We start from the raw sequence: 22,606 nt of genomic DNA, 5'->3' as shown, positions 1-22,606 counted from the left end.
CGGGAACTGGGGCCAACGACAGCGCCGCCAAGCTCGCACGAGACCGAGAAGGAATTAGTACGACAAGCCGATCAAATGTCCGCATCACCCTGATGGGTGACTTATTAACCCATTTGCCAGGAAAGTCTATGCCTGGCCTTTACTCTGAATTACGATCCGTTTACCGAGCGTTGATTCATCCCGCCGCTGCACGCCGTGACCCACGGCCGCGACCCGCCCCCCGTCATCCGGCGGGGGACCACCTGTTCCGCGACCGCGCTGCCCCGGAGGAGACGGGAATTATGTCCGCCTGCGTCCCCACCCGCGCCACCGACTCGAGTCGGCCGAAGCGCATCCACCGCCCCCACAGCCCCCCGCCGCCCCCGCCCCGCCGCTTCCGCATCGCGGGCGCCGACGTGTCGGCCTCGATCGCGGTCTTCCTGATCGCCCTGCCCCTGTCCCTGGGCATCGCCCTCGCCACCGGCGCGCCCCTCCAGGCCGGCCTCGTCGCCGCCGCCGTGGGAGGCATCGTCGCCGGACGGCTCGGCGGCTCCCCGCTCCAGGTGAGCGGCCCCGCCGCCGGACTCACGGTCGTCACCGCCGACCTCATCCACCGCTACGGCTGGCGCACGACCTGTGCGATCACGGTCCTCGCCGGTCTCGCCCAACTCGGCCTCGGCTGCCTGCGCGTGGCCCGCACCGCCCTCGCCGTCAGCCCCGCGATCGTGCACGGCATGCTCGCCGGCATCGGCGTCACCATCGCCGTCGCCCAGCTGCACATCGTGCTCGGCGGCACCCCGCAGAGTTCCGTCCTGGCCAACCTCCGCGCGCTGCCCGCCCAGTTGGCCGGCCTCGCGCCCGCCGCCGTGTCGGTGAGCGCGCTGACGCTGACCCTGCTGCTGCTCTGGCCGCGCATCCCCGGCCGGGTGGGCCGCCTGCTGCGCAAGGTCCCGGCCGCCCTCGTCGCCGTCACCGGCGCCAGCGCGGTCGCGGCCCTCACCGGGCTCTCCGTGCCCAAGGTGGACCTGCCCTCCTGGAGCAGCCATGCCCTGGCCGGACTCCCCGAGGGGCCGGTGCTCGGCATCGCCGCCGCCGTCCTGACGACGACCCTGGTGTGCAGCGTGCAGTCGCTGCTCGGCGCGGTCGCCGTGGACAAGATGGCGGCCGCCCGGCCCGGTCTGACCGCCCGGGTCGGACGCTCCAACCTGGACCGTGAGCTGCTCGGCCAGGGCGCCGCCAACATCGTCTCCGGCACGCTCGGCGGACTCCCGGTCGCCGGGGTCGCCGTGCGCAGTTCGGCGAATGTGCACGCGGGTGCCGTGAGCCGGAACTCCACGATGCTGCACGGCGTTCTCGTAGTGATCGCCGCACTGCTGATGGTCCCCGTCCTGGAGTTCATCCCGCTCGCCTCACTCGCCGCCCTGGTGATGGCCGTCGGCATCCAGATGGTGTCCCTGCACCACATCCGTACGGTGACCCGCCACCGCGAGGTGCTGGTGTACGCCGTCACCACCCTCGGCGTGGTGGGCCTCGGCGTCCTGGAGGGCGTGACGCTCGGCATCGCCGTGGCCGTCGCCGTCGCCCTGCACCGCCTCACCCGCACCCGCATCACGCACGAGCACGACGAACAGGAAGGAGTCCATCACGTCCATGTACGAGGCCAGTTGACGTTCCTCGCGGTGCCCCGCCTCAGCCGGGCCCTGCACCTCGTACCCCAAGGCGCCCATGTCGTCGTCGAGTTGGACGGCTCCTTCATGGATCACGCGGCGTTCGAGGCATTGCAGGACTGGCAGAACACGCATACCGCCCAGGGCGGCACCGTCGAACTCACGGGCCGCCGCGCCGGAATCACGATCGCCGAGCCCGGCGAGACGCCCGCGACCGGCGCCGGCCTCACGCCCCCGGCGGACGCCGACGCGCCACCGAACGCCGCCGGCTGCCGCTGCCGCCCCTGGACACCCTGGCGCAACCACCAGTGCGAACGCCCGCCGTCCGCACCGCCGTCCGAGACGTCCGACGCGTCCGACGCACCTGGCCAGCCCGGTACGCCCACCACGTCCGGCACATCCAGCACGTCCGGCACGATCGGTGCTCCTGGCACCCCCTCCCTCGGCGCCGCCAGCGCTGTCGGACCGAGCGGGCATGAACTGGCCCGTGGCATCAGCGCGTTCCAGCGCAACACCGCGCCCCTGGTGCGGGGTGAGCTGGCGCGGCTGGCCCGTGAGGGGCAGCGGCCCTCCCAGCTCTTCCTCACCTGCGCCGACTCACGGCTGGTCACCTCGATGATCACCTCCAGTGGTCCGGGCGACCTGTTCGTGGTGCGCAACGTCGGCAACCTCGTCCCGCTGCCCGGCGAGGAGAGCGGGGACGACTCGGTGGCGGCCGCGATCGAGTACGCGGTGGACGTGCTGAAGGTGCGGTCCATCACGGTGTGCGGGCACTCCGGGTGCGGAGCCATGCAGGCGTTGCTCAACTCCGAGCCCGGGGGCGCCCAGACGCCGCTCAAGCGGTGGCTGCGGCACGGGCTGCCGAGTCTGGAGCGCATGGCCGACGACAGCCGGACGTGGGTCAGACTCTCCGGCCGGGCGCCCGCGGACGCGGTGGAGCAGCTCTGTCTGACCAACGTGGTCCAGCAGTTGGAGCATCTGCGGGCGCACGAGTCGGTGGCCCGGGCGCTGCACAGAGAGGAGTTGGAGCTGCACGGGATGTACTTCCACGTGGGTGAGGCCCAGGCGTATCTGCTCACCGAGGCCTCGGACTCGGGGGTGTTCGACCACGTGACGGATCACGTGGTCGACACGGAGGGGCTGCGCAGCCCCGCGTGACCCTCGCAGTCACCCCACCCGCACGCCCCGCCCGGCGAAGACCGGACGTCTCCGCCGGGCGGGGCTACGGAGCGGGACTACAGAACGGGACTACGGAGCGGGACTACGGAGCGGGACTACGGAGCGGGGATCGGATGGCACGGGGCGACTTCACCGCGGTAGAAGCCGAAGCCGCTGACCGTCATGAAGCTCCCGTCGGGCTGGCGCTGCCCCGCCCTCACGACGGCAAGGGAGTCCCCGCGCCGCAGGTCGAACACCTGGCTGGGGCCCCCGTCCGCCTCGGGGCGGCCCCGGACCCACTCCCCCCGGCCCTCGGCGCACTCGTAACCGTTCGGCAGCTTGTCCACGACGACGTGGATGCCGTTCGCCTCCAGCCGGTCGACGAATTCGTCCGGCAGGGTGCCGCCGAGGCCGATGTCGTTCAGGGTGACCGTCAGGCTCCCGTCCGAGTGGGACACCACCGCGTAGGCCGGGCTCTCGGCGGGGGAGCCCGGCATCAGTACCGCGGCGGCCGCGACGGCGGCGCAGGCCAGGGCGACGAGGCCGAGCCTCGGCGCCGTAAGAGCCGTAAGAGCCGTACGGCCTCGGAAGCGGCGGCGCTCCGCGGGCGTCGGTGCCGCCTCGGCCGTAGCGTCGGCCGCGCGCAGGTCGATCTCGCGGCGCAGTTCCGCCAGCAGCCGGTCCTCGAATGTCGTCCTGGTGGTCATGCCTCTCCCCCGGTTCCTCCGGTGACGTACGACAGGGTGGTGGCGCGCGGGCCGTCGGCGGGCTCGTCCGCCGCCCGGCGCAGCGACTTGCGGGCCCGGTGCAGCCGCACGCGGGCCGTGACCTGGGTGATGCCCAGGGCGGCGGCGGTCTCGGGGACCGTCAGCTGGTCGACCACGATCAGCTCCAGAACGGCTCGCTCCCCCGCGGGGAGCCGTTCCAGCGCGGCGAGGGCGCGGCGGCCCGGGGACTCCGCGTCGAGCTTGTCCTCAAGGCGCGCGATGTCGTCCGGCTCCAGCAGCCGCCGCCCGGAGATGCGCCGGTCGCGGGCCGTCTCGCGGGCCACGCGGCGGTGCTCCCCCGCGACGACGTTGCGGGCGATCCCGTAGAGCCAGGCCGTCTCGCTGCCCCGGCCCGGGCGGTAGGTGTGGGCGGAGTCCAGGACCGCGAGGAAGATCTCGGCGGTCAGGTCGGCGACCGTGTGCGGGTCGGCGACACGCCGGGCCACGAAAGACGTCATCGCGTCCACATGGCGCCGGTAGAACTCCTCGAAGAGCTCTGGGTCGCGGACCGCCGCCTGCGGCCCGCCCCGTATCCCTTCCACACGTACCTCCTTCATGTCGGTGGCGCTTCATCAGGCGCTTCATCAGGCGCTTCATCAGTACTTGGGCCGGAGTGTGAAAGGCGTTACAGGGGCTGAACTCTGCCTGGTCGGCGTCCGTGGGTACGGATGACGTCGGCCGCCGCTGGAGACGTACGAAAAGGTCCCCCACAGACCGTCCCGCACAGGTCTAAACCAATTTTCCGTCGACCCTTGTCAGCAGGGGCTTCGGTCTGATGAGCTGTGGCCTGGGACACAACGGACACCCTGGGAAAGGGAGATGTCGTGAGCAACGAATCCTTGGCCAACCTGCTCAAGGAAGAGCGCAGGTTCGCGCCGCCCGCGGACCTGGCAGCGAACGCCAACGTCACCGCGGAGGCGTACGAACAGGCCAAGGCTGACAGGCTGGGCTTCTGGGCCGCGCAGGCCCGTCGGCTGACCTGGGCCAAGGAGCCGACCGAGACGCTGGACTGGTCGAACCCGCCGTTCGCCAAGTGGTTCAAGGACGGCGAGCTCAACGTCGCCTACAACTGCGTCGACCGGCATGTCGAAGCGGGCCACGGCGACCGGGTCGCCATCCACTTCGAGGGGGAGCCCGGCGACAGCCGCGCCCTCACCTACGCCGAGCTCAAGGACGAGGTCTCCAAGGCCGCGAACGCCCTGCTGGAGCTGGGAGTTCAGAAGGGCGACCGGGTCGCCGTCTACATGCCGATGATCCCGGAGACGGCGATCGCGATGCTGGCCTGCGCCCGCATCGGCGCCGCGCACTCCGTCGTCTTCGGCGGGTTCAGCGCGGACGCGCTCGCGACCCGTATCCAGGACGCGGACGCCAAGGTCGTCATCACCTCCGACGGCGGCTACCGGCGCGGCAAGCCGTCCGCGCTCAAGCCGGCCGTGGACGAGGCGATCGCCAAGGTCGACAACGTCGAGCACGTGCTGGTCGTACGCCGTACCGGGCAGGACGTCGCCTGGGACGACAGCCACGACGTGTGGTGGCACGAGATCGTCGACCGGCAGTCCGCCGAGCACACCCCCGAGGCCTTCGAGGCCGAGCAGCCGCTCTTCATCCTCTACACGTCGGGTACGACGGGTAAGCCGAAGGGCATCCTGCACACCTCGGGCGGTTACCTCACCCAGGCCGCGTACACCCACCACGCCGTCTTCGACCTCAAGCCGGAGACGGACGTGTACTGGTGCACGGCCGACGTCGGCTGGGTCACCGGGCACTCGTACATCGTCTACGGGCCGCTCGCGAACGGCGCCACCCAGGTCATGTACGAGGGCACGCCGGACACCCCGCACCAGGGCCGCTTCTGGGAGATCGTGCAGAAGTACGGGGTCACGATCCTGTACACGGCGCCGACCGCCATCCGTACGTTCATGAAGTGGGGCGACGACATCCCCGCGAAGTTCGATCTCAGCAGCCTGCGGGTGCTGGGGTCGGTGGGCGAGCCGATCAACCCCGAGGCCTGGATCTGGTACCGCAAGCACATCGGCGCCGACCGGACGCCGATCGTGGACACCTGGTGGCAGACCGAGACCGGCGCGATGATGATCTCGCCGCTGCCCGGCGTCACCGAGACCAAGCCCGGCTCGGCCCAGACCCCGCTGCCCGGCATCTCCGCGACCGTCGTCGACGACGAGGCCAACGAGGTGCCGAACGGCGGTGGCGGCTACCTGGTCCTGACCGAGCCGTGGCCGTCGATGCTGCGCACCATCTGGGGCGACGACCAGCGCTTCCTCGACACGTACTGGTCGCGCTTCGAGGGCAAGTACTTCGCCGGTGACGGCGCGAAGAAGGACGACGACGGCGATGTCTGGCTGCTCGGCCGGGTGGACGACGTGATGCTCGTGTCCGGGCACAACATCTCCACCACCGAGGTCGAGTCCGCGCTCGTCTCCCACCCGTCCGTCGCCGAGGCGGCCGTCGTCGGTGCCGCCGACGAGACCACCGGGCAGGCCATCGTCGCCTTCGTGATCCTGCGCGGCACGGCGAACGCCGAGGACGAGAACCTCATCGCCGACCTGCGCAACCACGTCGGCGCCACCCTCGGCCCGATCGCCAAGCCCAAGCGCGTCCTGCCGGTGGCCGAGCTGCCGAAGACCCGCTCCGGCAAGATCATGCGCCGCCTGCTGCGGGACGTCGCCGAGAACCGCCAGCTCGGTGACGTGACGACCCTGACCGACTCCACGGTCATGGACCTCATCCAGGCGAAGCTCCCGGCCGCGCCCAGCGAGGACTAGGAACCTAAAGAAAAGGGGCGTCCGGCGTCAGAACGCGCCGGGCGCCCCTTTTAGGTAAACTAAACAAAACTAGCGTGACCCCACAGGTGTGCCGGGAAGTCTGGTCGGCGAGCAGCTCAGCCCTACCCACCGACCGGAGGTCCCCCTGATGGCCGCGCCCCGCTCCACCACCCCCCGCAAGGTCTTCGGACGGCTCTCGCTGCCCGAACGCACCTTCGTGGCGGACGCGCTGCGCACCGAGACCGTCGGCGGTGTGCTGCTCCTCGCCGCCGCGATCGCCGCGCTGATCTGGGCGAACGTACCCGCACTGCACGACAGCTACGAGTCCGTCAGCCACTTCCACTTCGGCCCCGAAGCCCTCGGCCTGAATCTCTCCGTCGCCCACTGGGCCGCCGACGGACTCCTCGCGCTCTTCTTCTTCGTCGCCGGCATCGAACTCAAGCGCGAGCTGGTCGCCGGTGACCTCAGGGACCCCAAGGCGGCCGCGCTGCCGGTCGTCGCGGCCCTGTGCGGGATGGCCGTACCGGCGCTCGTCTACACGCTCACCAACCTCAGCGGCGGCGGGTCGCTCGACGGCTGGGCGGTCCCGACCGCCACCGACATCGCCTTCGCGCTCGCCGTGCTCGCCGTCATCGGAACGTCCCTGCCCAGCGCCCTGCGCGCCTTCCTGCTCACCCTCGCCGTCGTCGACGACCTCTTCGCGATCCTGATCATCGCGGTCTTCTTCACCGACCGGATCGACTTCGCCGCCCTCGGCGGCGCGGTGATCGGCCTGGTCGTCTTCTGGCTGCTGCTGCGCAAGGGGGTGCGCGGCTGGTACGTGTACGTCCCGCTCGCCCTGGTGATCTGGGGGCTGATGTACAACAGCGGCGTCCACGCCACCATCGCCGGCGTCGCCATGGGGCTGATGCTGCGCTGCACCACGCGCGAGGGCGAGCAGCACTCCCCCGGCGAGCACGTCGAACACCTCGTACGCCCTCTGTCGGCGGGCCTGGCCGTGCCGCTGTTCGCGCTGTTCAGCGCCGGGGTCTCGGTCTCCGGCGGCGCCCTGGGCGACGTGTTCACCAAGCCGGAGACGCTCGGCGTCGTCCTCGGGCTCGTCGTCGGCAAGGCGATCGGCATCTTCGGCGGGACCTGGCTGACGGCACGGTTCACCCGGGCCTCGCTCAGCGACGACCTGGAGTGGGCGGACGTCTTCGCCGTCGCGACCCTCGCCGGCATCGGCTTCACCGTGTCGCTGCTCATCGGCGAGCTGGCCTTCGACGGGGACGCGGCCCTCACCGACGAGGTCAAGGCGGCCGTCCTGGCGGGCTCGGTCATCGCGGCGAGTCTCGCGACCGTGCTGCTGAAGGTGCGCAACGCCAAGTACCGGCGGATGGTCGAGGCCGAGGAGCGCGACGACGACCTCGACGGCATCCCGGACATCTACGAGGAGGACGACCCCGCGTACCACCTGCGGATGGCCGCGATCCACGAGAGCAAGGCCGCCGAGCACCGCCGGATCGCCGAACTGAAGGCCGCGCAACGCGCCGGGCTTGCCGAAGTGACGGGCGGGGCAGGCGAGGAGGACGACCGTCGGGCATGATCTGACGGGACGGTACAAAAGGACACGCCCCATAGAGTCCCAGTGAATATAGGGAGACCGCGATGAGCGCACCCGACGGCAGCCCGGTCGGCGCCGAACGCAGCATCGGCCAGTTGTTCGCCTCGGCGACGACCGAGATGTCCGCGCTGGTGCACGACGAGATCGCACTGGCCAAGGCGCAGCTCAAGCGGGACGTGAAGCGCGGCGCGACGAGCGGCGGCGCGTTCACGGTGGCCGGCGCGGTGCTGGTCTTCTCGCTGCCGATGCTGAACTTCGCGCTGGCGTACGGCATCCGGACCTGGAGCGACTGGAACCTCGCGGTCTGCTTCCTGCTGTCCTTCGCCGCCAACGTGCTCATCGCGGGCGTCCTCGCGCTGATCGGCGTGGTCTTCGCGAAGAAGGCCAAGCAGAGCGGTGGCGCGCAGAAGACCGCGGCATCGATGAAGGAGTCGGCGAGCATCCTGCAGAACGCCAAGCCGCACCCGCGGCCCGAGCTGCCGCAGGACCGTGTCCCGGAGGCCATCGAGGCTGTGGCACGCTCGTCGTCATGAGCGAGCCCGCCACCCCTTCGGCCGAATCCGTCGTACGGCCCGACGTCCTCGGTGACAGACCGCTGACCCACCGGGACGTCGCCGCCAACGGCGCGCGGTTCCACATCGCCGAGATGGGCGACGGGCCGCTGGTGCTGCTGCTGCACGGCTTCCCGCAGTTCTGGTGGGCGTGGCGGCATCAGCTGCCCGCGCTCGCGGACGCCGGGTTCCGGGCCGTCGCCATGGACCTGCGGGGTGTCGGCGGCAGCGACCGCACCCCGCGCGGCTACGACCCGGCGAACCTCGCCCTCGACATCACCGGCGTGATCCGCTCGCTCGGCGAGCCGGACGCCGCGCTGGTCGGCCATGACCTGGGCGGATATCTGGCGTGGACGGCGGCGGCGATGCGGCCCAAGCTGGTGCGGCGGCTCGCGGTGTCCTCGATGCCGCATCCGCGGCGCTGGCGCTCGGCGATGCTCTCGGACGTCAAGCAGACGCGCGCCGGGTCCTACATCTGGGGGTTCCAGCGCCCCTGGATCCCGGAGCGGCAGCTGACCGCGGACGACGGCGCGCTGGTCGCCGAGCTGATCCGGGACTGGTCCGGGCCGAGCCTGCCGGACGACGACGCCGTGGAGACGTACCGCCGCGCGATGTGCATCCCGTCGACCGCGCACTGCTCGATCGAGCCGTACCGCTGGATGGTGCGCTCGATGGCCCGCCCGGACGGCATCCAGTTCAACCGGCGCATGAAGCGGCCGGTCCGCGTGCCGACGCTGCATCTGCACGGCTCGCTCGATCCGGTGCTGCGGACCCGGAGCGCGGCCGGTTCCGGGGAGTACGTCGAAGCGCCGTACCGCTGGCGGCTGTTCGACGGTCTCGGGCACTTCCCTCATGAGGAGGATCCGGTCGCTTTCTCCACGGAACTGATCAATTGGCTGAAAGACCCCGAACCCGATCGGTGACCGTCCGATCGCGCCCGGTATCCGGACCTGAACATCTGTCCTACGAACAGCCACTTGCCCGGCGCATAGGCCAATTGGGGGCCGTGGGGGCGGTTATCGACCTTGGGGCAGGGGCACACGTCGGGGTATGGGCTGGACGCACGACTACAGTGACGCAGCACGCTCCCGCCGCTCGGGCCACGGTCTGAGCCCCCACCAGCGAGGAGGTGCCCCGCAGGAGCAGGGAACGGACCTCCGGGTGGGCATCCCGCGCATCCTGCGCCGCCGGGCCCGCTGGGTCTCGGTAAGGCTGCGTCACCCCCGAGGCTGACGCACCCTCAAGCCCTCCCCGCGACTCACAGCGCGCAGCTGTCGCTGTCCACCTGTTGGTTCGCGGTGCGCCCCTTGTCGATGTCCTCCCGGATCTCGTCCGCGGTCAGCGCGTACCCGGTGTCGGCGTTGTCGAGGGACTTCGCGAACACGACCCCGTACACCTCGCCTTCGGGCGTGAGCAGCGGGCCGCCGGAGTTGCCCTGGCGGACGGTCGCGTAGAGGGAGTACACATCACGGTGCACGGTGCCGCGGTGGTAGATGTCCGGACCGTTGGCCGGGATGCGGCCGCGCACGCGCGCCGCACGGACGTCGTACGAGCCGTTCTCCGGGAACCCCGCGATGATCGCGTCGTCGCCGCTCACGGCGTCCGTGGCCGTGAACTTCAGGGCGGGCGCCTTCAGTTCGGGTACGTCGAGGACGGCGATGTCGCGCTTCCAGTCGTACAGGACGACCGTGGCGTCGTACTTCGGGCCCTCGCCGCCGATCTGGACGGTGGGCTCGTCGACGCCGCCCACCACATGCGCGTTGGTCATGACGCGGCGCTCGCCGAAGACGAAGCCGCTGCCTTCGAGGACCTTGCCGCAGCTCTGGGCGGTGCCCATGACCTTGACGATGGACTGCTTGGCCTTGGCGGCGACCGGGCTGCCCACGAGCGCGGGGTCCGGCGGCTGGACCTCCTTGATCGGCTCGTCGGAGAACGGGCTGAAGACCTGCGGGAAGCCGTTCTGCGCGAGGACCGAGGTGAAGTCCTTGAACCAGGTGTCGGCCGCGTCCGGCAGCGCCTCGGAGACACCGAGGAGCACCTTGGAGCCGCGGACCTCCTTGCCGAGGGTCGGCAGGGTGGTCTGGGCGAGGGCGGAGCCGATGAGCCAGGCCACGAGGAGCATCGCGACCACGTTGACCAGCGCGCCGCCGGTGGCGTCCAGGGCGCGGGCCGGGGACCACGTGATGTAGCGGCGGAGCTTGTTGCCGAGGTGGGTGGTCAGGGCCTGGCCGACGGAGGCGCAGACGATGACGACGACCACGGCGACGACGGCCGCGGTGGTGCTGACCTCCGACTTGTCGGTCAGGGCGTCCCAGATGACGGGGAGCACATAGACGGCGACGAGACCGCCGCCCAGGAAACCGATCACCGACAGGATGCCGACGACGAAGCCCTGGCGATAGCCGACGATCGCGAACCACACGGCGGCGACCAGCAACAGGATGTCCAGCACGTTCACCGGTTCAGGCCTCGCCTCATCACATGACACAGCACGGCAGACACCCTGTCATGACCGCCAGTCGAGCGGGACCTGCCTGTCCCGGTCCCAGGGGCGCTCCCAGCCGGAGTAGTGCAGCAGACGGTCGATGATTCCGGCCGTGAATCCCCAGACCAGGGCCGATTCGACCAGGAATGCCGGGCCTCGGTGGCCGCTGGGGTGGACGGCGGTGGCCCGGTTGTCCGGGTCCGTGAGATCCGCCACGGGGACGGTGAAGACGCGGGCCGTCTCGTTGGGGTCGACGACCCCCACCGGCGTCGGCTCGCGCCACCAGCCCAGCACGGGCGTGACGACGAAGCCGCTGACCGGGATGTACAGCTTGGGCAGCACGCCGAAGAGCTGGACGCCGGACGGATCGAGGCCCGTCTCCTCCTCGGCCTCGCGCAGCGCGGCCCGCAGCGGCCCGTCACCCTGCGGATCGCCGTCCTCCGCATCGAGGGCGCCGCCCGGGAAGGACGGCTGCCCGGCGTGGGAGCGCAGCGAGCTGGCCCGCTCCATGAGCAGCAGCTCGGGCCCGCGCTCGCCGTCCCCGAACAGGATCAGTACGGCGGACTGCCGCCCCGCGCCGTTCGCCGGCGGCAGGAAGCGGCTCAGCTGCACCGGCTCGACCGTCTCCACGGCGCGCACCACCGGGTCCAGCCAGCCGGGCAGGCCTTCCTTGCTCAGCGCCACGCTCCCCTGCGCGTTGCTCGCGTGCGTCATCGCCACCCCCGTTCCACCCGCTTCAACGCCCGGGTATCCACAGATCGTTCCGTCATCCGGCCCCCAGCGGCGGGGCCGCCTTGCCGCCCGCGTCCAGATAGGACTGGGGCGGGTTGAGGCGCTGGCCCGGGAAGCCGCCCTTCTCGTACTTGAGGAGCTTGCGCGCCTTCTCGGGGTCCGTCTCGCCCTCGCCGTACGCCGGACAGAGCGGGGCGATGGGGCAGGCGCCGCAGGCGGGCTTGCGGGCGTGGCAGATGCGGCGGCCGTGCCAGATGACGTGGTGGGAGAGGTCGGTCCAGTCGCTCTTCGGGAACAGCGCGCCGACCGCGGCCTCGATCTTGTCGGGGTCGGTCTCGTCCGTCCACTGCCAGCGCCGCACCAGCCGCTGGAAGTGCGTGTCCACGGTGATGCCGGGGCGCCCGAAGGCGTTGCCGAGGACCACGAACGCGGTCTTACGGCCGACGCCGGGCAGCTTGACGAGGTCCTCCAGCTTGCCGGGCACCTCGCCGCCGAACTGCTCCACCAGCGCCTTCGACAGCCCTATGACCGACTTGGTCTTGGCCCGGAAGAACCCGGTCGGGCGGAGGATCTCCTCGACCTCCTCGGGGTTGGCGGCGGCCAGGTCCTCGGGGGTGGGGTACTTGGCGAAGAGCGCGGGGGTCGTCTGATTGACCCTCAGGTCGGTGGTCTGGGCCGACAGGACCGTGGCGACGACGAGCTGGAAGGGGTTGGTGAAGTCCAACTCCGGGTGGGCGTACGGATAGACCTCGGCCAGTTCGCGGTTGATACGGCGGGCGCGGCGCACCAGGGCGGTGGCGGACTCGGCTCCGGCGGGCTTGACGGCCACCTTCCTCACCGGAGCGGCCTTCTTCGCCGGGGCGGCCTTCTTCACGGCGACCTTCTTCACGGCGACCTTCTTGGCGGCAGCCTTCTGCACAGCCTCCGGGGCCTTCTTCACCGCAGCCTTCCTTGTCGCTTTTACGGCTTTCGTCGCTTCGCTCTTTCCGCCACCGGAGTTCTGTTCGCCCACAGCGGAATCCCGACGTGCAACCACCCGTCCAGCCCCCTTGGCCTGTGTTCTCACCGGCGATTTGGACACCCGGCCAGCCTAAAGCCCGGCACCGACAATCGCCCCGGACCCAGGAGATCGGCCCCCGATTGGACCCCTGCCGCTTACCTCAGGACAGGTGTGCGGCATCCTTGTGACAGATCACACTGTTTGGACCGTCCGGCAAAATGGGGAGCACGGTCCCCTGGTACCAAGGGGGAGAAAGATCCCCTGAGCAGGTCGACAAGGAGAGAACTCGTGGACGACGTCCTCCGGCGCAACCCGCTCTTCGCGGCACTCGACGACGAGCAGGCCGCTGAGCTGCGCGCCTCCATGAGTGAGGTGACTCTCGCTCGCGGCGACTCCCTCTTCCACGAGGGCGACCCCGGCGACCGGCTCTACGTCGTCACCGAGGGCAAGGTCAAGCTCCACCGCACCTCCCCCGACGGCCGCGAGAACATGCTCGCCGTCGTCGGCCCCGGTGAGCTGATCGGCGAGCTGTCGCTGTTCGACCCGGGCCCGCGCACGGCGACCGCCACCGCGCTGACCGAGGTCAAGCTGCTCGGCCTCGGCCACGGCGACCTCCAGCCCTGGCTGAACGTCCGCCCGGAGGTCGCCGGCGCCCTGCTGCGCGCCGTGGCCCGCCGGCTGCGCAAGACCAACGACCAGATGTCCGACCTGGTCTTCTCGGACGTCCCCGGCCGGGTCGCCCGCGCGCTCCTGGACCTGTCCCGCCGCTTCGGCGTGCAGTCCGAGGAGGGCATCCACGTCGTGCACGACCTCACGCAGGAGGAGCTGGCCCAGCTGGTCGGCGCGTCCCGCGAGACGGTCAACAAGGCCCTCGCCGACTTCGCCCAGCGCGGCTGGCTCCGTCTGGAGGCGCGTGCGGTGATCCTGCTGGACGTGGAGCGGCTCGCCAAGCGGTCCCGCTGACGCCCGGTCCTGGCCGTGCTTCTGGGGGCTCCGCCCCCAGACCGCGGGGCTCTGCCCCCAGACCCCCATTCGGCGTGAACGGCCTCGTCCTCAAACGCCGGACGGACTGCTGTAGTTGTCCCATGTCTGAAAATGTGCCCTCCAAAGGTCTCGACCCGCAGGGCTACATCGCGCGCGAAGGCTCCCTCGCGCGCGTGCCGCACGCCTTCCGTCCCGTCGTCGCCATGGCACGGGACCGGCTGCTGGACGTCTTCGGGTCCCGGCTGCACAGCGCCTACCTCTACGGCTCGATCCCGCGCGGCACCGCGCGCGTGGGCCGCAGCGACCTCGATCTGCTGGTCGCCCTGCGCGAGGAGCCCACGGAGGCCGACCGGGACGCCGTACGGGCCCTCGGCGACGCGCTCGACAAGGAGTTCCCGGAGATCGACGGCGTCGGGACCCTGCTCTACGGCCGGGCGCGGCTCCTGAGCGAGCTGGAGACCTACGACCTCGGCTGGTTCGTGGCCTGTCTGTGCACCCCGCTGCTCGGTGACGACCTGGCCGAATACCTGCCGCGCTACCGCCCCGACTCGCTCCTGGCCCGCGAGACCAACGGCGACCTCGCCCTGCTGCTCCCCCGCTGGCGCGCCCGCATCGAGGCCGCGGACGACTCCGAGGAGGCCCTGCGCCCCCTCGTCCGCTTCATGTCCCGCCACCTCGTCCGCACCGGCTTCACCCTCGTCATGCCCCGCTGGAACGGCTGGACGAGCGACCTGGGCGAGATGGCGGCGGCGTGCGGCACGTACTACCCCGAGCGCGCCGAGCAACTACGGGAGGCGGCCGTACGCGGCCACGAGCCGACCGGGGACCGCGCGGTCCTGATGTCGTACGTCGATGATCTGGGCCCCTGGCTCGCGGACGAGTACGCGCGCGTGCACGGCGTGAAGGCATCCCGCCCGGACTAGGGCCGGCCCTAGAGGAGCTCGATGAGCCCGTGCTCCTCCAGGTAGTCCATCTGCGCCCGAACCGACAGCTCCGCCGCCGGCCACAGGGAGCGGTCCACGTCGGCGTAGACATGGGCGACGACCTGGGACGGGGTCCGGAAGCCGTCCTCCACCGCCGTCTCCACCTGGGCGAGCCGGTGGGCGCGGTGGGCGAGGTAGAACTCGACGGCGCCCTGGGCGTCCTCCAGGACCGGGCCGTGGCCCGGCAGGACCGTGTGGACGCCGTCGTCGACCGTGAGGGACCGCAGGCGGCGCAGGGAGTCCAGATAGTCGCCCAGGCGGCCGTCGGGGTGCGCCACGACCGTCGTCCCGCGGCCCAGGATGGTGTCGCCGGTCAGGACCGCCTGATCGGCCGGGAGATGGAAGCACAGGGAGTCGGAGGTGTGGCCGGGGGTCGGTACGACCCTCAGCTCCAGGCCGCCGAGCGTGATCACGTCCCCGGCCGCCAGCCCCTCGTCGCCCAGCCGCAGCGCCGGGTCCAGGGCACGCACGCGCGTGCCGGTCAGCTCGGCGAACCGGGCGGCGCCCTCGGCGTGGTCCGGGTGACCGTGGGTCAGCAGGGTGAGCGCGACGCGCTTGCCGGCCTTCTCGGCGGTGTCGACGACATGGCGCAGGTGGCCCTCGTCGAGCGGTCCGGGGTCGACCACGACGGCGAGTTCGGAGTCGGGCTCGGCGAGGATCCAGGTGTTCGTGCCGTCCAGGGTCATCGCGGACGCGTTGGGCGCCAGCACGTTCACGGCTCGCGGGGTGGCGGGGCCGGAGAGGACCCCGCCCCGGGGCTGGCCGGGAAGGGCTGCTGCGTCGGTCATGCCGTGGCTCCCCCGGTCGGGATGTGCTTGGTGAACTCCTCGTGCCCCGGCCAGGACAGGACAATCTCCTCGCCGTCCAGCCTGGCCCGCGCCAGGACCGGGGTCAGGTCGCGGTCGGGCGCCGCCGCGAGCGCCTCGGCGGCCGTCGCGTACCCGGTCAGCTGGCGCAGCGTCGCGATCGTGGGCGGCATCATCAGCAGCTCGCCCTTGTCGTACGCCGAGGCCGCGTCCGCCGGTGCGATCCACACCGTGCGGTCCGCCTCCGTGGAGGCGTTGCGGGTGCGCTGGCCGGCGGGCAGGGCGGCGACGAAGAACCAGGTGTCGTAGCGGCGGGACTCGAACTCGGGGGTGATCCAGCGCGTCCACGCGCCGAGCAGGTCCGAGCGCAGGACCAGGCCGCGGCGCTCCAGGAACTCGGCGAAGGACAGGTCCCGGGCGACCAGGGCCTCTCGGTCGGCCTCCCAGTCCGCGCCGGTGGTGTCCCCGACCACCGAGTCGGGGGTCTCGCCGGCGAGTAGGACGCCGGCCTCCTCGTAGGTCTCGCGGACGGCCGCGCAGACGATCGCCTGGGCCTCGGTCTCCGTGACGGCCAGCCTGCGTGACCACCACGCGCGCGTGGGGCCCGCCCAGCGGATCTGGTGGTCGTCGTCGCGTGGGTCGACGCCGCCGCCCGGATACGCGTACGCGCCTCCGGCGAAGGCCATGGAGGCGCGTCTGCGCAGCATGTGCACGGCGGGACCGGCGGCGGTGTCCTTCAGGAGCATGACCGTGGCCGCGCGCTTGGGGACGACCGGGGTGAGGGTGCCCTCCGCGAGCGCACGGATGCGTTCCGGCCAGTCCTGCGGAAACCACTGCCCATTCGCCATGGGCGGAGGCTATCCCGTGGTGCGCGAATGTTCGAGAGGGGCCCGGAAGTGCGGCGATGCCGCCGTACGGGCCCGTAGGCGGCGCTCTACGCGTTCGTGAGCTCCACCTGGACCTCGACCTCCACCGGCGCGTCCAGCGGCAGCACGGCCACGCCCACGGCGCTGCGCGCGTGCACGCCCTTGTCGCCGAGGACCTCGCCGAGCAGCTCGCTGGCGCCGTTGATCACGCCGGGCTGGCCGGTGAAGTCCGCGGCCGAGGCCACGAACCCGACGACCTTCACCACGCGCGCGACCCGGTCCAGGTCACCGGCGACGGACTTGACGGCCGCCAGCGCGTTCAGGGCGCAGATGCGGGCCAGGTCCTTGGCCTCCTCCGCGGTGACCTCGGCGCCCACCTTGCCGGTGACCGGGAGCTTGCCCTCGACCATCGGCAGCTGGCCGGAGGTGTACACGTACACCCCGGACTGCACGGCCGGCTGGTACGCGGCGAGCGGCGGCACCACCTCGGGCAGCGTCAGTCCGAGCTCGGCCAGCCGAGCCTCGACGGCGCTCACGCCTTCTCCCGCTTGAGGTAGGCCACCAGCTGCTCGGGGTTGTTCGGCCCGGGCACGACCTGGACGAGCTCCCAGCCGTCCTCGCCCCAGGTGTCCAGAATCTGCTTCGTCGCGTGCACGAGCAGCGGCACAGTCGCGTATTCCCACTTGGTCATGTGGCCGACTCTAGCCGCCCGCTGCTTTGACGCTTATCCACAGCCTGCTGCTTGACGCGCACGCCGAGTGGTTACGCTCGAAGACGTGAGCAGGCTCCAGGTCGTCAGCGGCAAGGGCGGAACCGGTAAGACCACGGTGGCCGCAGCCCTCGCGCTGGCCCTGGCCGAGGAGGGGAAGCGCACGCTTCTCGTCGAGGTCGAGGGCCGGCAGGGCATCGCACAGCTCTTCGAGACGGAGGCATTGCCCTATGAGGAACGGAAGATCGCGGTAGCTCCCGGCGGCGGGGAGGTGTACGCACTCGCCATCGACCCCGAACTGGCCCTTCTGGACTACCTCCAGATGTTCTACAAACTCGGCGGCGCGGGCCGCGCCCTGAAGAAGCTCGGCGCCATCGACTTCGCCACCACCATCGCGCCCGGCCTCAGGGACGTGCTCCTGACCGGCAAGGCGTGCGAGGCGGTGCGCCGCAAGGAGAAGTCCGGGCGGTTCGTCTACGACTACGTGGTGATGGACGCGCCGCCCACCGGGCGCATCACCCGCTTCCTCAACGTGAACGACGAGGTGGCGGGGCTCGCCAAGATAGGGCCCATACACAATCAGGCGCAGGCCGTGATGCGGGTGCTGAAGTCGCCGGAGACGGCCGTGCACCTGGTGACGCTCCTGGAGGAGATGCCCGTCCAGGAGACCGCGGACGGCATCGCGGAGCTGCGGGCGGCGAAGCTGCCGGTGGGCCGGGTCATCGTGAACATGGTGCGCCCGGAGGTGTTGGACGCGGCCGAGCTGGAACTCGTACGCGGCACGCCTCGTTCTTCCTTCGCGCAGTCGCTGTCCGCCGCGGGACTCGGCGGTGCGCGGCGCGGCGGGCACGCCGAGCGGCTGGTGGACCCGCTCCTGGCCCAGGCCGAGGAGTACGCCGAGCGGTACGCGCTGGAGCACGAGCAGCGCGCGGTGCTCGGCGAGCTGGGCCTGCCGCTGCATGAACTGCCGCTGCTCGCCGAGGGCATGGACCTGGCGGGCTTGTACCAACTGGCCAAGGAACTGCGGAAGCAGGGGATGTCATGAGCCCGGAAGCCGAGCGGCAGCACCGCCTCTCCCCCGCGCGCGTGCTCGATCTCGACCCCCTGCTCGACGACCCGGCGACCCGCATCGTGGTGTGCTGCGGCTCGGGCGGGGTCGGCAAGACCACGACCGCGGCGGCGCTCGGGCTGCGGGCCGCCGAGCGGGGCCGCAAGGTGGTCGTGCTGACCATCGACCCGGCCCGCCGGCTCGCCCAGTCCATGGGCATCGACTCCCTCGACAACACCCCGCGCCGGGTGAAGGGCGTCGAGGGCGCAGGCGAGCTGCACGCGATGATGCTCGACATGAAGCGCACCTTCGACGAGATCGTCGAGGCGCACGCGGACCCCGCGCGGGCCTCCGCGATCCTGGGCAACCCCTTCTACCAGTCGCTCTCGGCGGGCTTCGCGGGTACGCAGGAGTACATGGCGATGGAGAAGCTGGGGCAGCTTCGCGCGCGGGACGAGTGGGACCTGATCGTCGTCGACACCCCGCCGTCCCGGTCCGCGCTGGACTTCCTGGACGCTCCCAAGCGGCTGGGGTCCTTCCTCGACGGCCGGCTGATCCGGCTGCTCACCGCCCCGGCCAAGCTGGGCGGTCGCGCGGGGATGAAGTTCCTCAACGTCGGGATGTCGATGATGACCGGCACCCTCGGCAAGCTGCTGGGGGGCCAGCTGCTCAAGGACGTCCAGACGTTCGTCTCCGCGATGGACACCACCTTCGGCGGCTTCCGTACACGCGCGGACGCCACGTACAAGCTGCTCCAGGCGCCCGGCACCGCCTTCCTGGTGGTCGCCGCGCCCGAGCGGGACGCGCTGCGCGAGGCCGCCTACTTCGTGGAGCGGCTCGCGGCCGAGGACATGCCGCTCGCGGGGCTGGTGCTCAACCGGGTCCACGGCAGCGGCGCCGCCCGGCTGTCGGCCGAGCGGGCACTCGCCGCCGCGGAGGAGCTCGATCTCGTGGGCGACCGCGCCGCGGAAAATCTTGAGGAGTCCCGCATTGTCGATCAGGAGGACGGGAAAGCTGGTGTTCGTAACTCTCCCGACACAGACGGCAGTTCAGGTTCCCCCACCTCGGACCCGACCGTCCCACAACTCACCGCAGGTCTGCTGAGGCTGCATGCCGAGCGTATGCAGCTGCTCTCCCGCGAGCAGCGCACGCGCGACCGCTTCACCGCGCTCCACCCCGAGGTGGCGGTGGCAGAGGTGGCCGCGCTGCCCGGCGACGTCCATGACCTCGCGGGGCTGCGGGACATCGGGGCACGGCTCGCGGCCGGCCGGCCGGAGCTGCCCGAGACGGCGGAGGAATGACCCCGAGGGGCTCAGCCCACCGCCGCGAAGTTCTCGTACACCTCGTCGTCGTCGAGGGGCAGGATGCCGGCCCCTCGTTCGTACTCCAGGCGCGCTGTCTCCAGAAGCCGGCGCCATGAAGTGACCGTCGGCCGCCTGCGCAGCAGTGCGCGGCGCTCCCGCTCCGTCATGCCTCCCCACACGCCGAACTCGACGCGGTTGTCGAGCGCATCTGCCAGGCACTCGGTCCGCACCGGGCATCCGGTGCACACCGCCTTGGCCCTGTTCTGCGCTGCTCCTTGAACGAACAGTTCATCCGGATCGGTAGTGCGGCAGGCCGCCTGCGCACTCCAGTCGGTTACCCAGCCCATACCGGCGCCGTCCTCTCCCGAATCGAGGCTCCCCCACGGCGGCAGCGGCATATTCACCGCCGCCAGTTGAGGACGTTACGGAAGGTGGGCACAGCGCAACACCCCCTTCGGGCCCAATCTTGAATGGCCCGAACGGACTATGCGTAAGCGGCAGATCACCCGGGGGAGTGAGCCCGCGACATGCGCGACCATCCCGGCAAAGCGGGACAGTTCTGCTGAGTCACAACGGGCACCAGGTGACACACAAGGCGGTTTCGGACACGCCCCCACCAGAAAGTCGGGGAACCTCCGGAACGATTCGGGGTCGCCGGACGTATTGATACGTGGCCGCACTGCTGTGACAGTTGAGAGCAGCTTAGGCCAAGGCCTGCGCGCGTGTCCGGCGAATGAGAAGGGCGAGTGCTCTCTTTGCCATGCGCTCGAAACGGCCGGTGCACTTCGTCGAACGCTCATGAGTACGGATTAGGCTGCCCCCATGTCGAAGAAGCGCTCCGGTGGCGGTCTCTCCGCCACCCAGCAGGCCGCGAAGTTCCTCGGTGTCAGCGTGCTCTCCGGTGCGGTGCTGGCCGGCATCGCCCTGCCCGCCGTCGGCGCGCTCGGACTCGCGGCCAAGGGGTCGGTCGAGAGCTTCGACGAACTCCCGGCCAATCTGAAGACGCCGCCCCTGAGCCAGCGCACCACGATCCTCGACGCCAAGGGCGGCACCATCGCCACGGTCTACTCCCGTGACCGCACGGTGGTGGAGCTCAAGGACATCTCGCCGTACATGCAGAAGGCGATCGTCGCGATCGAGGACTCGCGCTTCTACCAGCACGGCGCGGTGGACCTGAAGGGCGTGCTGCGCGCCCTCAACCAGAACGCCCAGAGCGGCGGGGTGGCCCAGGGCGCCTCCACCCTCACCCAGCAGTACGTGAAGAACGTCTTCGTGGAGGAGGCGGGCGACGACCCCACCAAGGTCGCCCAGGCCACCCAGCAGACCATCGGCCGCAAGATCCGCGAACTGAAGTACGCGATCCAGGTCGAGGAGGAGCTGGGCAAGAAGAAGATCCTCGAGAACTACCTGAACATCACGTTCTTCGGCCAGCAGGCCTACGGCATCGAGGCCGCCGCCCAGCGCTACTTCTCCACGTCCGCCAAGGACCTCACCCTCGCCCAGTCGGCGCTGCTCGCCGGCATCGTCCAGTCGCCGAGCCGGTACGACCCGGTCAACGACGAGGCGGAGGCCACCAAGCGCCGCAATGTGGTGCTCCAGCGCATGGCGGAGGTCGGCGACATCTCGCGGGCCGAGGCCGCCAAGGCGCAGAAGGAGAAGCTGGGCCTGAAGGTCAGCAAGCCGCGCAACGGCTGCATCACCGCGGTCGACGGCGCCGGCTTCTTCTGCGACTACGTACGCAACGTCTTCCTCACCGACCCGATCTTCGGCAAGACCAAGGAAGAGCGCGCCAAGATCTGGAACCAGGGCGGTCTGACGATCAAGACCACCCTCGATCCACAGGCGCAGGACTCGGTCCAGGCCTCCCTCAAGGACCACGTCTACAAGACGGACAAGGTCGCCGCCGCGGCCACCCTCGTCGAGCCCGGCACCGGCAAGATCGTGGCGATGGGGCAGTCGAAGCCGTACGGCACCAACGCCAAGCAGCACGAGACCGTGATCAACTACTCGGTCAACTACAGCATGGGCGGCTCCAACTTCGGCTTCCCGACGGGTTCGACGTTCAAGCCGTTCGTCGCGGCGGCCGCGCTGGAGGAGGGCCGCCCGGCCGACCAGGAGTACTCGTCGCCGTACCAGATGGAGTACCCGAGCCCCGTCCAGACCTGCGACAGCAAGCCCTGGGTCAACACCAGTGGCGAGAAGCTGGAGAACGAGTCGGAGTCGGAGCGCGGCCCGTTCCGTCTGCGCAAGGCGATGGAGCTGTCGGTCAACACCTACTTCGTGCAGATGATCTCCGACATCGGTCTGTGCCCGGTGGTCAACATGACCAACAAGCTCCAGGTCGTCCAGGGCAACGGCGACAAGCTGCCCGAGGTCCCGGCCATCGCCCTGGGCTCGAAGGGCATCTCCCCGCTGACGATGGCGAGCGCGTACGCCGCCTTCGCCTCCCGCGGCATGTACTGCACGCCGGTCGCCATCGAGTCGATCACCCAGAAGGTCGGCCAGGCGAAGAAGTCGCTCGAGGTCCCCAAGTCGACCTGCTCGCGCGCGATGTCCGAGACGACCGCGGACACCATCAACCAGCTCCTCAAGGGCGTGGTCGACTCCGGCACCGGCAAGACGGCGGGCCTCACCGACCGCCAGAACGCGGGTAAGACGGGTACGACGGACTCCCGCAAGAACGCCTGGTTCGTCGGCTACACGCCGAACCTCTCGGGCGCGGTCTGGGTCGGCAGCGCCACCCAGAAGGTCGAGATGCATCAGATCTCCATCGGCGGCGAGTACTACGACCTCGTCTTCGGTGGCAAGGTCCCGGGCCCGATCTGGAAGGACGCCATGACCGGCGCCCTCGCGGGCAAGGACGCCCCCGGCTTCAACTACGTCGAGATCCCGGAGCACAACAACCCGCAGCCCGGTGACGGCAACGGGGACGGGAACGGCAATGGGAACGGCAACGGCAACGGCGACGGGAACAACGGAGACAGCAACGGGAACGGCAACAACGGTGGCACCGGTGACGGCGGCACCTTCCCGAACCCGACGATCTCCATCCCGGAGAACCTGTTCCAGGGGAACAACGGCAACGGGAACGGCGGCCGACGCGGGTAAGGAGCCCGGCCGAGCAGGCCGGCCGGGACACCGGCGACCGTGATCCTGAGAAGGGGCCCGTCAGGGGGACATG

The 22,606-nt window shown here is 70.6% G+C and carries 21 protein-coding genes; 11 read left to right on the top strand and 10 right to left on the bottom strand.

Annotation, left to right across the window (positions count from 1 at the left end):
* The first annotated feature begins 281 nt into the window (after positions 1-281).
* Entirely contained in the window at positions 282-2,804 is a 2,523-nt protein-coding gene (locus CRP56_RS23600) for a bifunctional SulP family inorganic anion transporter/carbonic anhydrase (RefSeq protein ID WP_097267080.1), read from the top strand.
* 116 nt (positions 2,805-2,920) lie between these two features.
* Here the strand turns inward: CRP56_RS23600 and CRP56_RS23595 are convergent, their stop codons facing one another.
* The gene (locus tag CRP56_RS23595; protein WP_097267078.1) at positions 2,921-3,511 is read right to left on the bottom strand and encodes a hypothetical protein; all 591 of its coding nucleotides are present in this window, start codon (positions 3,509-3,511) and stop codon (positions 2,921-2,923) included.
* Positions 3,508-4,128: an RNA polymerase sigma factor gene (locus CRP56_RS23590; protein ID WP_097267075.1), complete on the bottom strand. Its 621-nt coding sequence runs from the start codon at positions 4,126-4,128 to the stop codon at positions 3,508-3,510. Before CRP56_RS23590 ends, CRP56_RS23595 begins: the two co-directional genes overlap by 4 nt.
* Before the next feature lie 267 nt (positions 4,129-4,395).
* Between CRP56_RS23590 and acs the strand changes: the two genes are divergently transcribed.
* From acs to CRP56_RS48480, 5 genes are all read left to right on the top strand, one after another.
* The gene (gene acs, locus CRP56_RS23585) at positions 4,396-6,354 is read left to right on the top strand and encodes an acetate--CoA ligase (RefSeq protein ID WP_097267073.1); all 1,959 of its coding nucleotides are present in this window, start codon (positions 4,396-4,398) and stop codon (positions 6,352-6,354) included.
* Positions 6,355-6,502: 148 nt separating this feature from the next.
* Positions 6,503-7,939, top strand: coding sequence for a Na+/H+ antiporter NhaA (nhaA, locus tag CRP56_RS23580; RefSeq protein ID WP_097267072.1), 1,437 nt, complete (start codon positions 6,503-6,505; stop codon positions 7,937-7,939).
* A gap of 62 nt (positions 7,940-8,001) precedes the next feature.
* Entirely contained in the window at positions 8,002-8,490 is a 489-nt protein-coding gene (locus tag CRP56_RS23575; protein WP_097267070.1) for a phage holin family protein, read from the top strand.
* Positions 8,487-9,431, top strand: a complete 945-nt coding sequence (locus tag CRP56_RS23570; RefSeq protein ID WP_097267068.1) for an alpha/beta fold hydrolase — start codon at positions 8,487-8,489, stop codon at positions 9,429-9,431. Before CRP56_RS23575 ends, CRP56_RS23570 begins: the two co-directional genes overlap by 4 nt.
* A 127-nt stretch (positions 9,432-9,558) precedes the next feature.
* Positions 9,559-9,741, top strand: a complete 183-nt coding sequence (locus tag CRP56_RS48480; protein WP_097267066.1) for a hypothetical protein — start codon at positions 9,559-9,561, stop codon at positions 9,739-9,741.
* Between the two features lie 25 nt (positions 9,742-9,766).
* Here CRP56_RS48480 and CRP56_RS23560 read toward each other — a convergent pair whose 3' ends face one another.
* The 3 genes from CRP56_RS23560 to nth are packed head-to-tail and all read right to left on the bottom strand — an operon-like array spanning position 9,767 to position 12,665.
* A complete protein-coding gene (locus CRP56_RS23560; protein WP_097267064.1) occupies positions 9,767-10,966 on the bottom strand; it encodes a MarP family serine protease in 1,200 nt (399 codons plus the stop codon).
* 48 nt (positions 10,967-11,014) lie between these two features.
* A complete protein-coding gene (locus tag CRP56_RS23555; RefSeq protein WP_097267061.1) occupies positions 11,015-11,707 on the bottom strand; it encodes an NUDIX hydrolase in 693 nt (230 codons plus the stop codon).
* A gap of 52 nt (positions 11,708-11,759) precedes the next feature.
* Positions 11,760-12,665 (bottom strand): endonuclease III, encoded by a 906-nt coding sequence (gene nth, locus CRP56_RS23550; RefSeq protein ID WP_373559670.1) that lies wholly within the window; start codon positions 12,663-12,665, stop codon positions 11,760-11,762.
* Positions 12,666-13,013: 348 nt separating this feature from the next.
* Between nth and CRP56_RS23545 the strand changes: the two genes are divergently transcribed.
* On the top strand, positions 13,014-13,688 hold the full coding sequence (locus CRP56_RS23545; protein ID WP_058924095.1) for a Crp/Fnr family transcriptional regulator: 675 nt from the start codon (positions 13,014-13,016) through the stop codon (positions 13,686-13,688).
* Between the two features lie 122 nt (positions 13,689-13,810).
* Entirely contained in the window at positions 13,811-14,632 is an 822-nt protein-coding gene (locus CRP56_RS23540) for a nucleotidyltransferase domain-containing protein (protein ID WP_097267057.1), read from the top strand.
* Between the two features lie 8 nt (positions 14,633-14,640).
* Here the strand turns inward: CRP56_RS23540 and CRP56_RS23535 are convergent, their stop codons facing one another.
* From CRP56_RS23535 to CRP56_RS23520, 4 genes are all read right to left on the bottom strand, one after another.
* Positions 14,641-15,480 carry an MBL fold metallo-hydrolase gene (locus CRP56_RS23535; RefSeq protein WP_097267055.1) on the bottom strand — a complete coding sequence of 280 codons (840 nt, stop codon included), beginning with the start codon at positions 15,478-15,480 and terminating at the stop codon, positions 14,641-14,643.
* A complete protein-coding gene (locus CRP56_RS23530) occupies positions 15,477-16,346 on the bottom strand; it encodes an NUDIX hydrolase (protein ID WP_097267053.1) in 870 nt (289 codons plus the stop codon). Before CRP56_RS23530 ends, CRP56_RS23535 begins: the two co-directional genes overlap by 4 nt.
* An 86-nt stretch (positions 16,347-16,432) precedes the next feature.
* The gene (locus tag CRP56_RS23525; RefSeq protein WP_097267050.1) at positions 16,433-16,900 is read right to left on the bottom strand and encodes a RidA family protein; all 468 of its coding nucleotides are present in this window, start codon (positions 16,898-16,900) and stop codon (positions 16,433-16,435) included.
* Positions 16,897-17,055 (bottom strand): DUF4177 domain-containing protein, encoded by a 159-nt coding sequence (locus CRP56_RS23520; RefSeq protein WP_003967454.1) that lies wholly within the window; start codon positions 17,053-17,055, stop codon positions 16,897-16,899. The genes CRP56_RS23525 and CRP56_RS23520 overlap by 4 nt, the downstream gene beginning before the upstream one ends.
* A gap of 85 nt (positions 17,056-17,140) precedes the next feature.
* Between CRP56_RS23520 and CRP56_RS23515 the strand changes: the two genes are divergently transcribed.
* Together CRP56_RS23515 and CRP56_RS23510 are read left to right on the top strand one after the other, a co-directional pair.
* The gene (locus CRP56_RS23515; RefSeq protein ID WP_097267047.1) at positions 17,141-18,118 is read left to right on the top strand and encodes an ArsA family ATPase; all 978 of its coding nucleotides are present in this window, start codon (positions 17,141-17,143) and stop codon (positions 18,116-18,118) included.
* Positions 18,115-19,422: an ArsA family ATPase gene (locus CRP56_RS23510; RefSeq protein WP_097267045.1), complete on the top strand. Its 1,308-nt coding sequence runs from the start codon at positions 18,115-18,117 to the stop codon at positions 19,420-19,422. The genes CRP56_RS23515 and CRP56_RS23510 overlap by 4 nt, the downstream gene beginning before the upstream one ends.
* 11 nt (positions 19,423-19,433) lie before the next feature.
* Here the strand turns inward: CRP56_RS23510 and wblA are convergent, their stop codons facing one another.
* Complete coding sequence (wblA, locus tag CRP56_RS23505) at positions 19,434-19,772, bottom strand: transcriptional regulator WblA (protein ID WP_179851329.1); 339 nt, start codon at positions 19,770-19,772, stop codon at positions 19,434-19,436.
* A 475-nt stretch (positions 19,773-20,247) separates the two neighbouring features.
* Here wblA and CRP56_RS23495 point away from each other — a divergent pair, with 475 nt between their 5' ends.
* Entirely contained in the window at positions 20,248-22,533 is a 2,286-nt protein-coding gene (locus CRP56_RS23495; RefSeq protein WP_097267040.1) for a transglycosylase domain-containing protein, read from the top strand.
* Positions 22,534-22,606: the final 73 nt, after the last annotated feature.

Source organism: Streptomyces sp. TLI_55, assembly GCF_900206255.1.
Taxonomy (GTDB): Bacteria; Actinomycetota; Actinomycetes; order Streptomycetales; family Streptomycetaceae; genus Streptomyces; species Streptomyces aquilus.
The sequence above is the reverse complement of the archived record's forward strand: the minus strand, read 5'-3'. Positions and strand labels throughout refer to the sequence as shown.

Bases quoted from the DNA above. Each gene is read 5' to 3' on its own strand.
- CRP56_RS23600 (WP_097267080.1), top strand. From the start codon at position 282: ATGTCCGCCTGCGTCCCCACCCGCGCCACCGACTCGAGTCGGCCGAAG.
- CRP56_RS23595 (WP_097267078.1), bottom strand. From the start codon at position 3,511: ATGACCACCAGGACGACATTCGAGGACCGGCTGCTGGCGGAACTGCGC.
- CRP56_RS23590 (WP_097267075.1), bottom strand. From the start codon at position 4,128: ATGAAGGAGGTACGTGTGGAAGGGATACGGGGCGGGCCGCAGGCGGCG.
- nhaA (WP_097267072.1), top strand. From the start codon at position 6,503: ATGGCCGCGCCCCGCTCCACCACCCCCCGCAAGGTCTTCGGACGGCTC.
- CRP56_RS23575 (WP_097267070.1), top strand. From the start codon at position 8,002: ATGAGCGCACCCGACGGCAGCCCGGTCGGCGCCGAACGCAGCATCGGC.
- CRP56_RS23570 (WP_097267068.1), top strand. From the start codon at position 8,487: ATGAGCGAGCCCGCCACCCCTTCGGCCGAATCCGTCGTACGGCCCGAC.
- CRP56_RS48480 (WP_097267066.1), top strand. From the start codon at position 9,559: ATGGGCTGGACGCACGACTACAGTGACGCAGCACGCTCCCGCCGCTCG.
- CRP56_RS23555 (WP_097267061.1), bottom strand. From the start codon at position 11,707: ATGACGCACGCGAGCAACGCGCAGGGGAGCGTGGCGCTGAGCAAGGAA.
- CRP56_RS23540 (WP_097267057.1), top strand. From the start codon at position 13,811: ATGTCTGAAAATGTGCCCTCCAAAGGTCTCGACCCGCAGGGCTACATC.
- CRP56_RS23535 (WP_097267055.1), bottom strand. From the start codon at position 15,480: ATGACCGACGCAGCAGCCCTTCCCGGCCAGCCCCGGGGCGGGGTCCTC.
- CRP56_RS23530 (WP_097267053.1), bottom strand. From the start codon at position 16,346: ATGGCGAATGGGCAGTGGTTTCCGCAGGACTGGCCGGAACGCATCCGT.
- CRP56_RS23520 (WP_003967454.1), bottom strand. From the start codon at position 17,055: ATGACCAAGTGGGAATACGCGACTGTGCCGCTGCTCGTGCACGCGACG.
- CRP56_RS23510 (WP_097267045.1), top strand. From the start codon at position 18,115: ATGAGCCCGGAAGCCGAGCGGCAGCACCGCCTCTCCCCCGCGCGCGTG.
- wblA (WP_179851329.1), bottom strand. From the start codon at position 19,772: ATGGGCTGGGTAACCGACTGGAGTGCGCAGGCGGCCTGCCGCACTACC.
- CRP56_RS23495 (WP_097267040.1), top strand. From the start codon at position 20,248: ATGTCGAAGAAGCGCTCCGGTGGCGGTCTCTCCGCCACCCAGCAGGCC.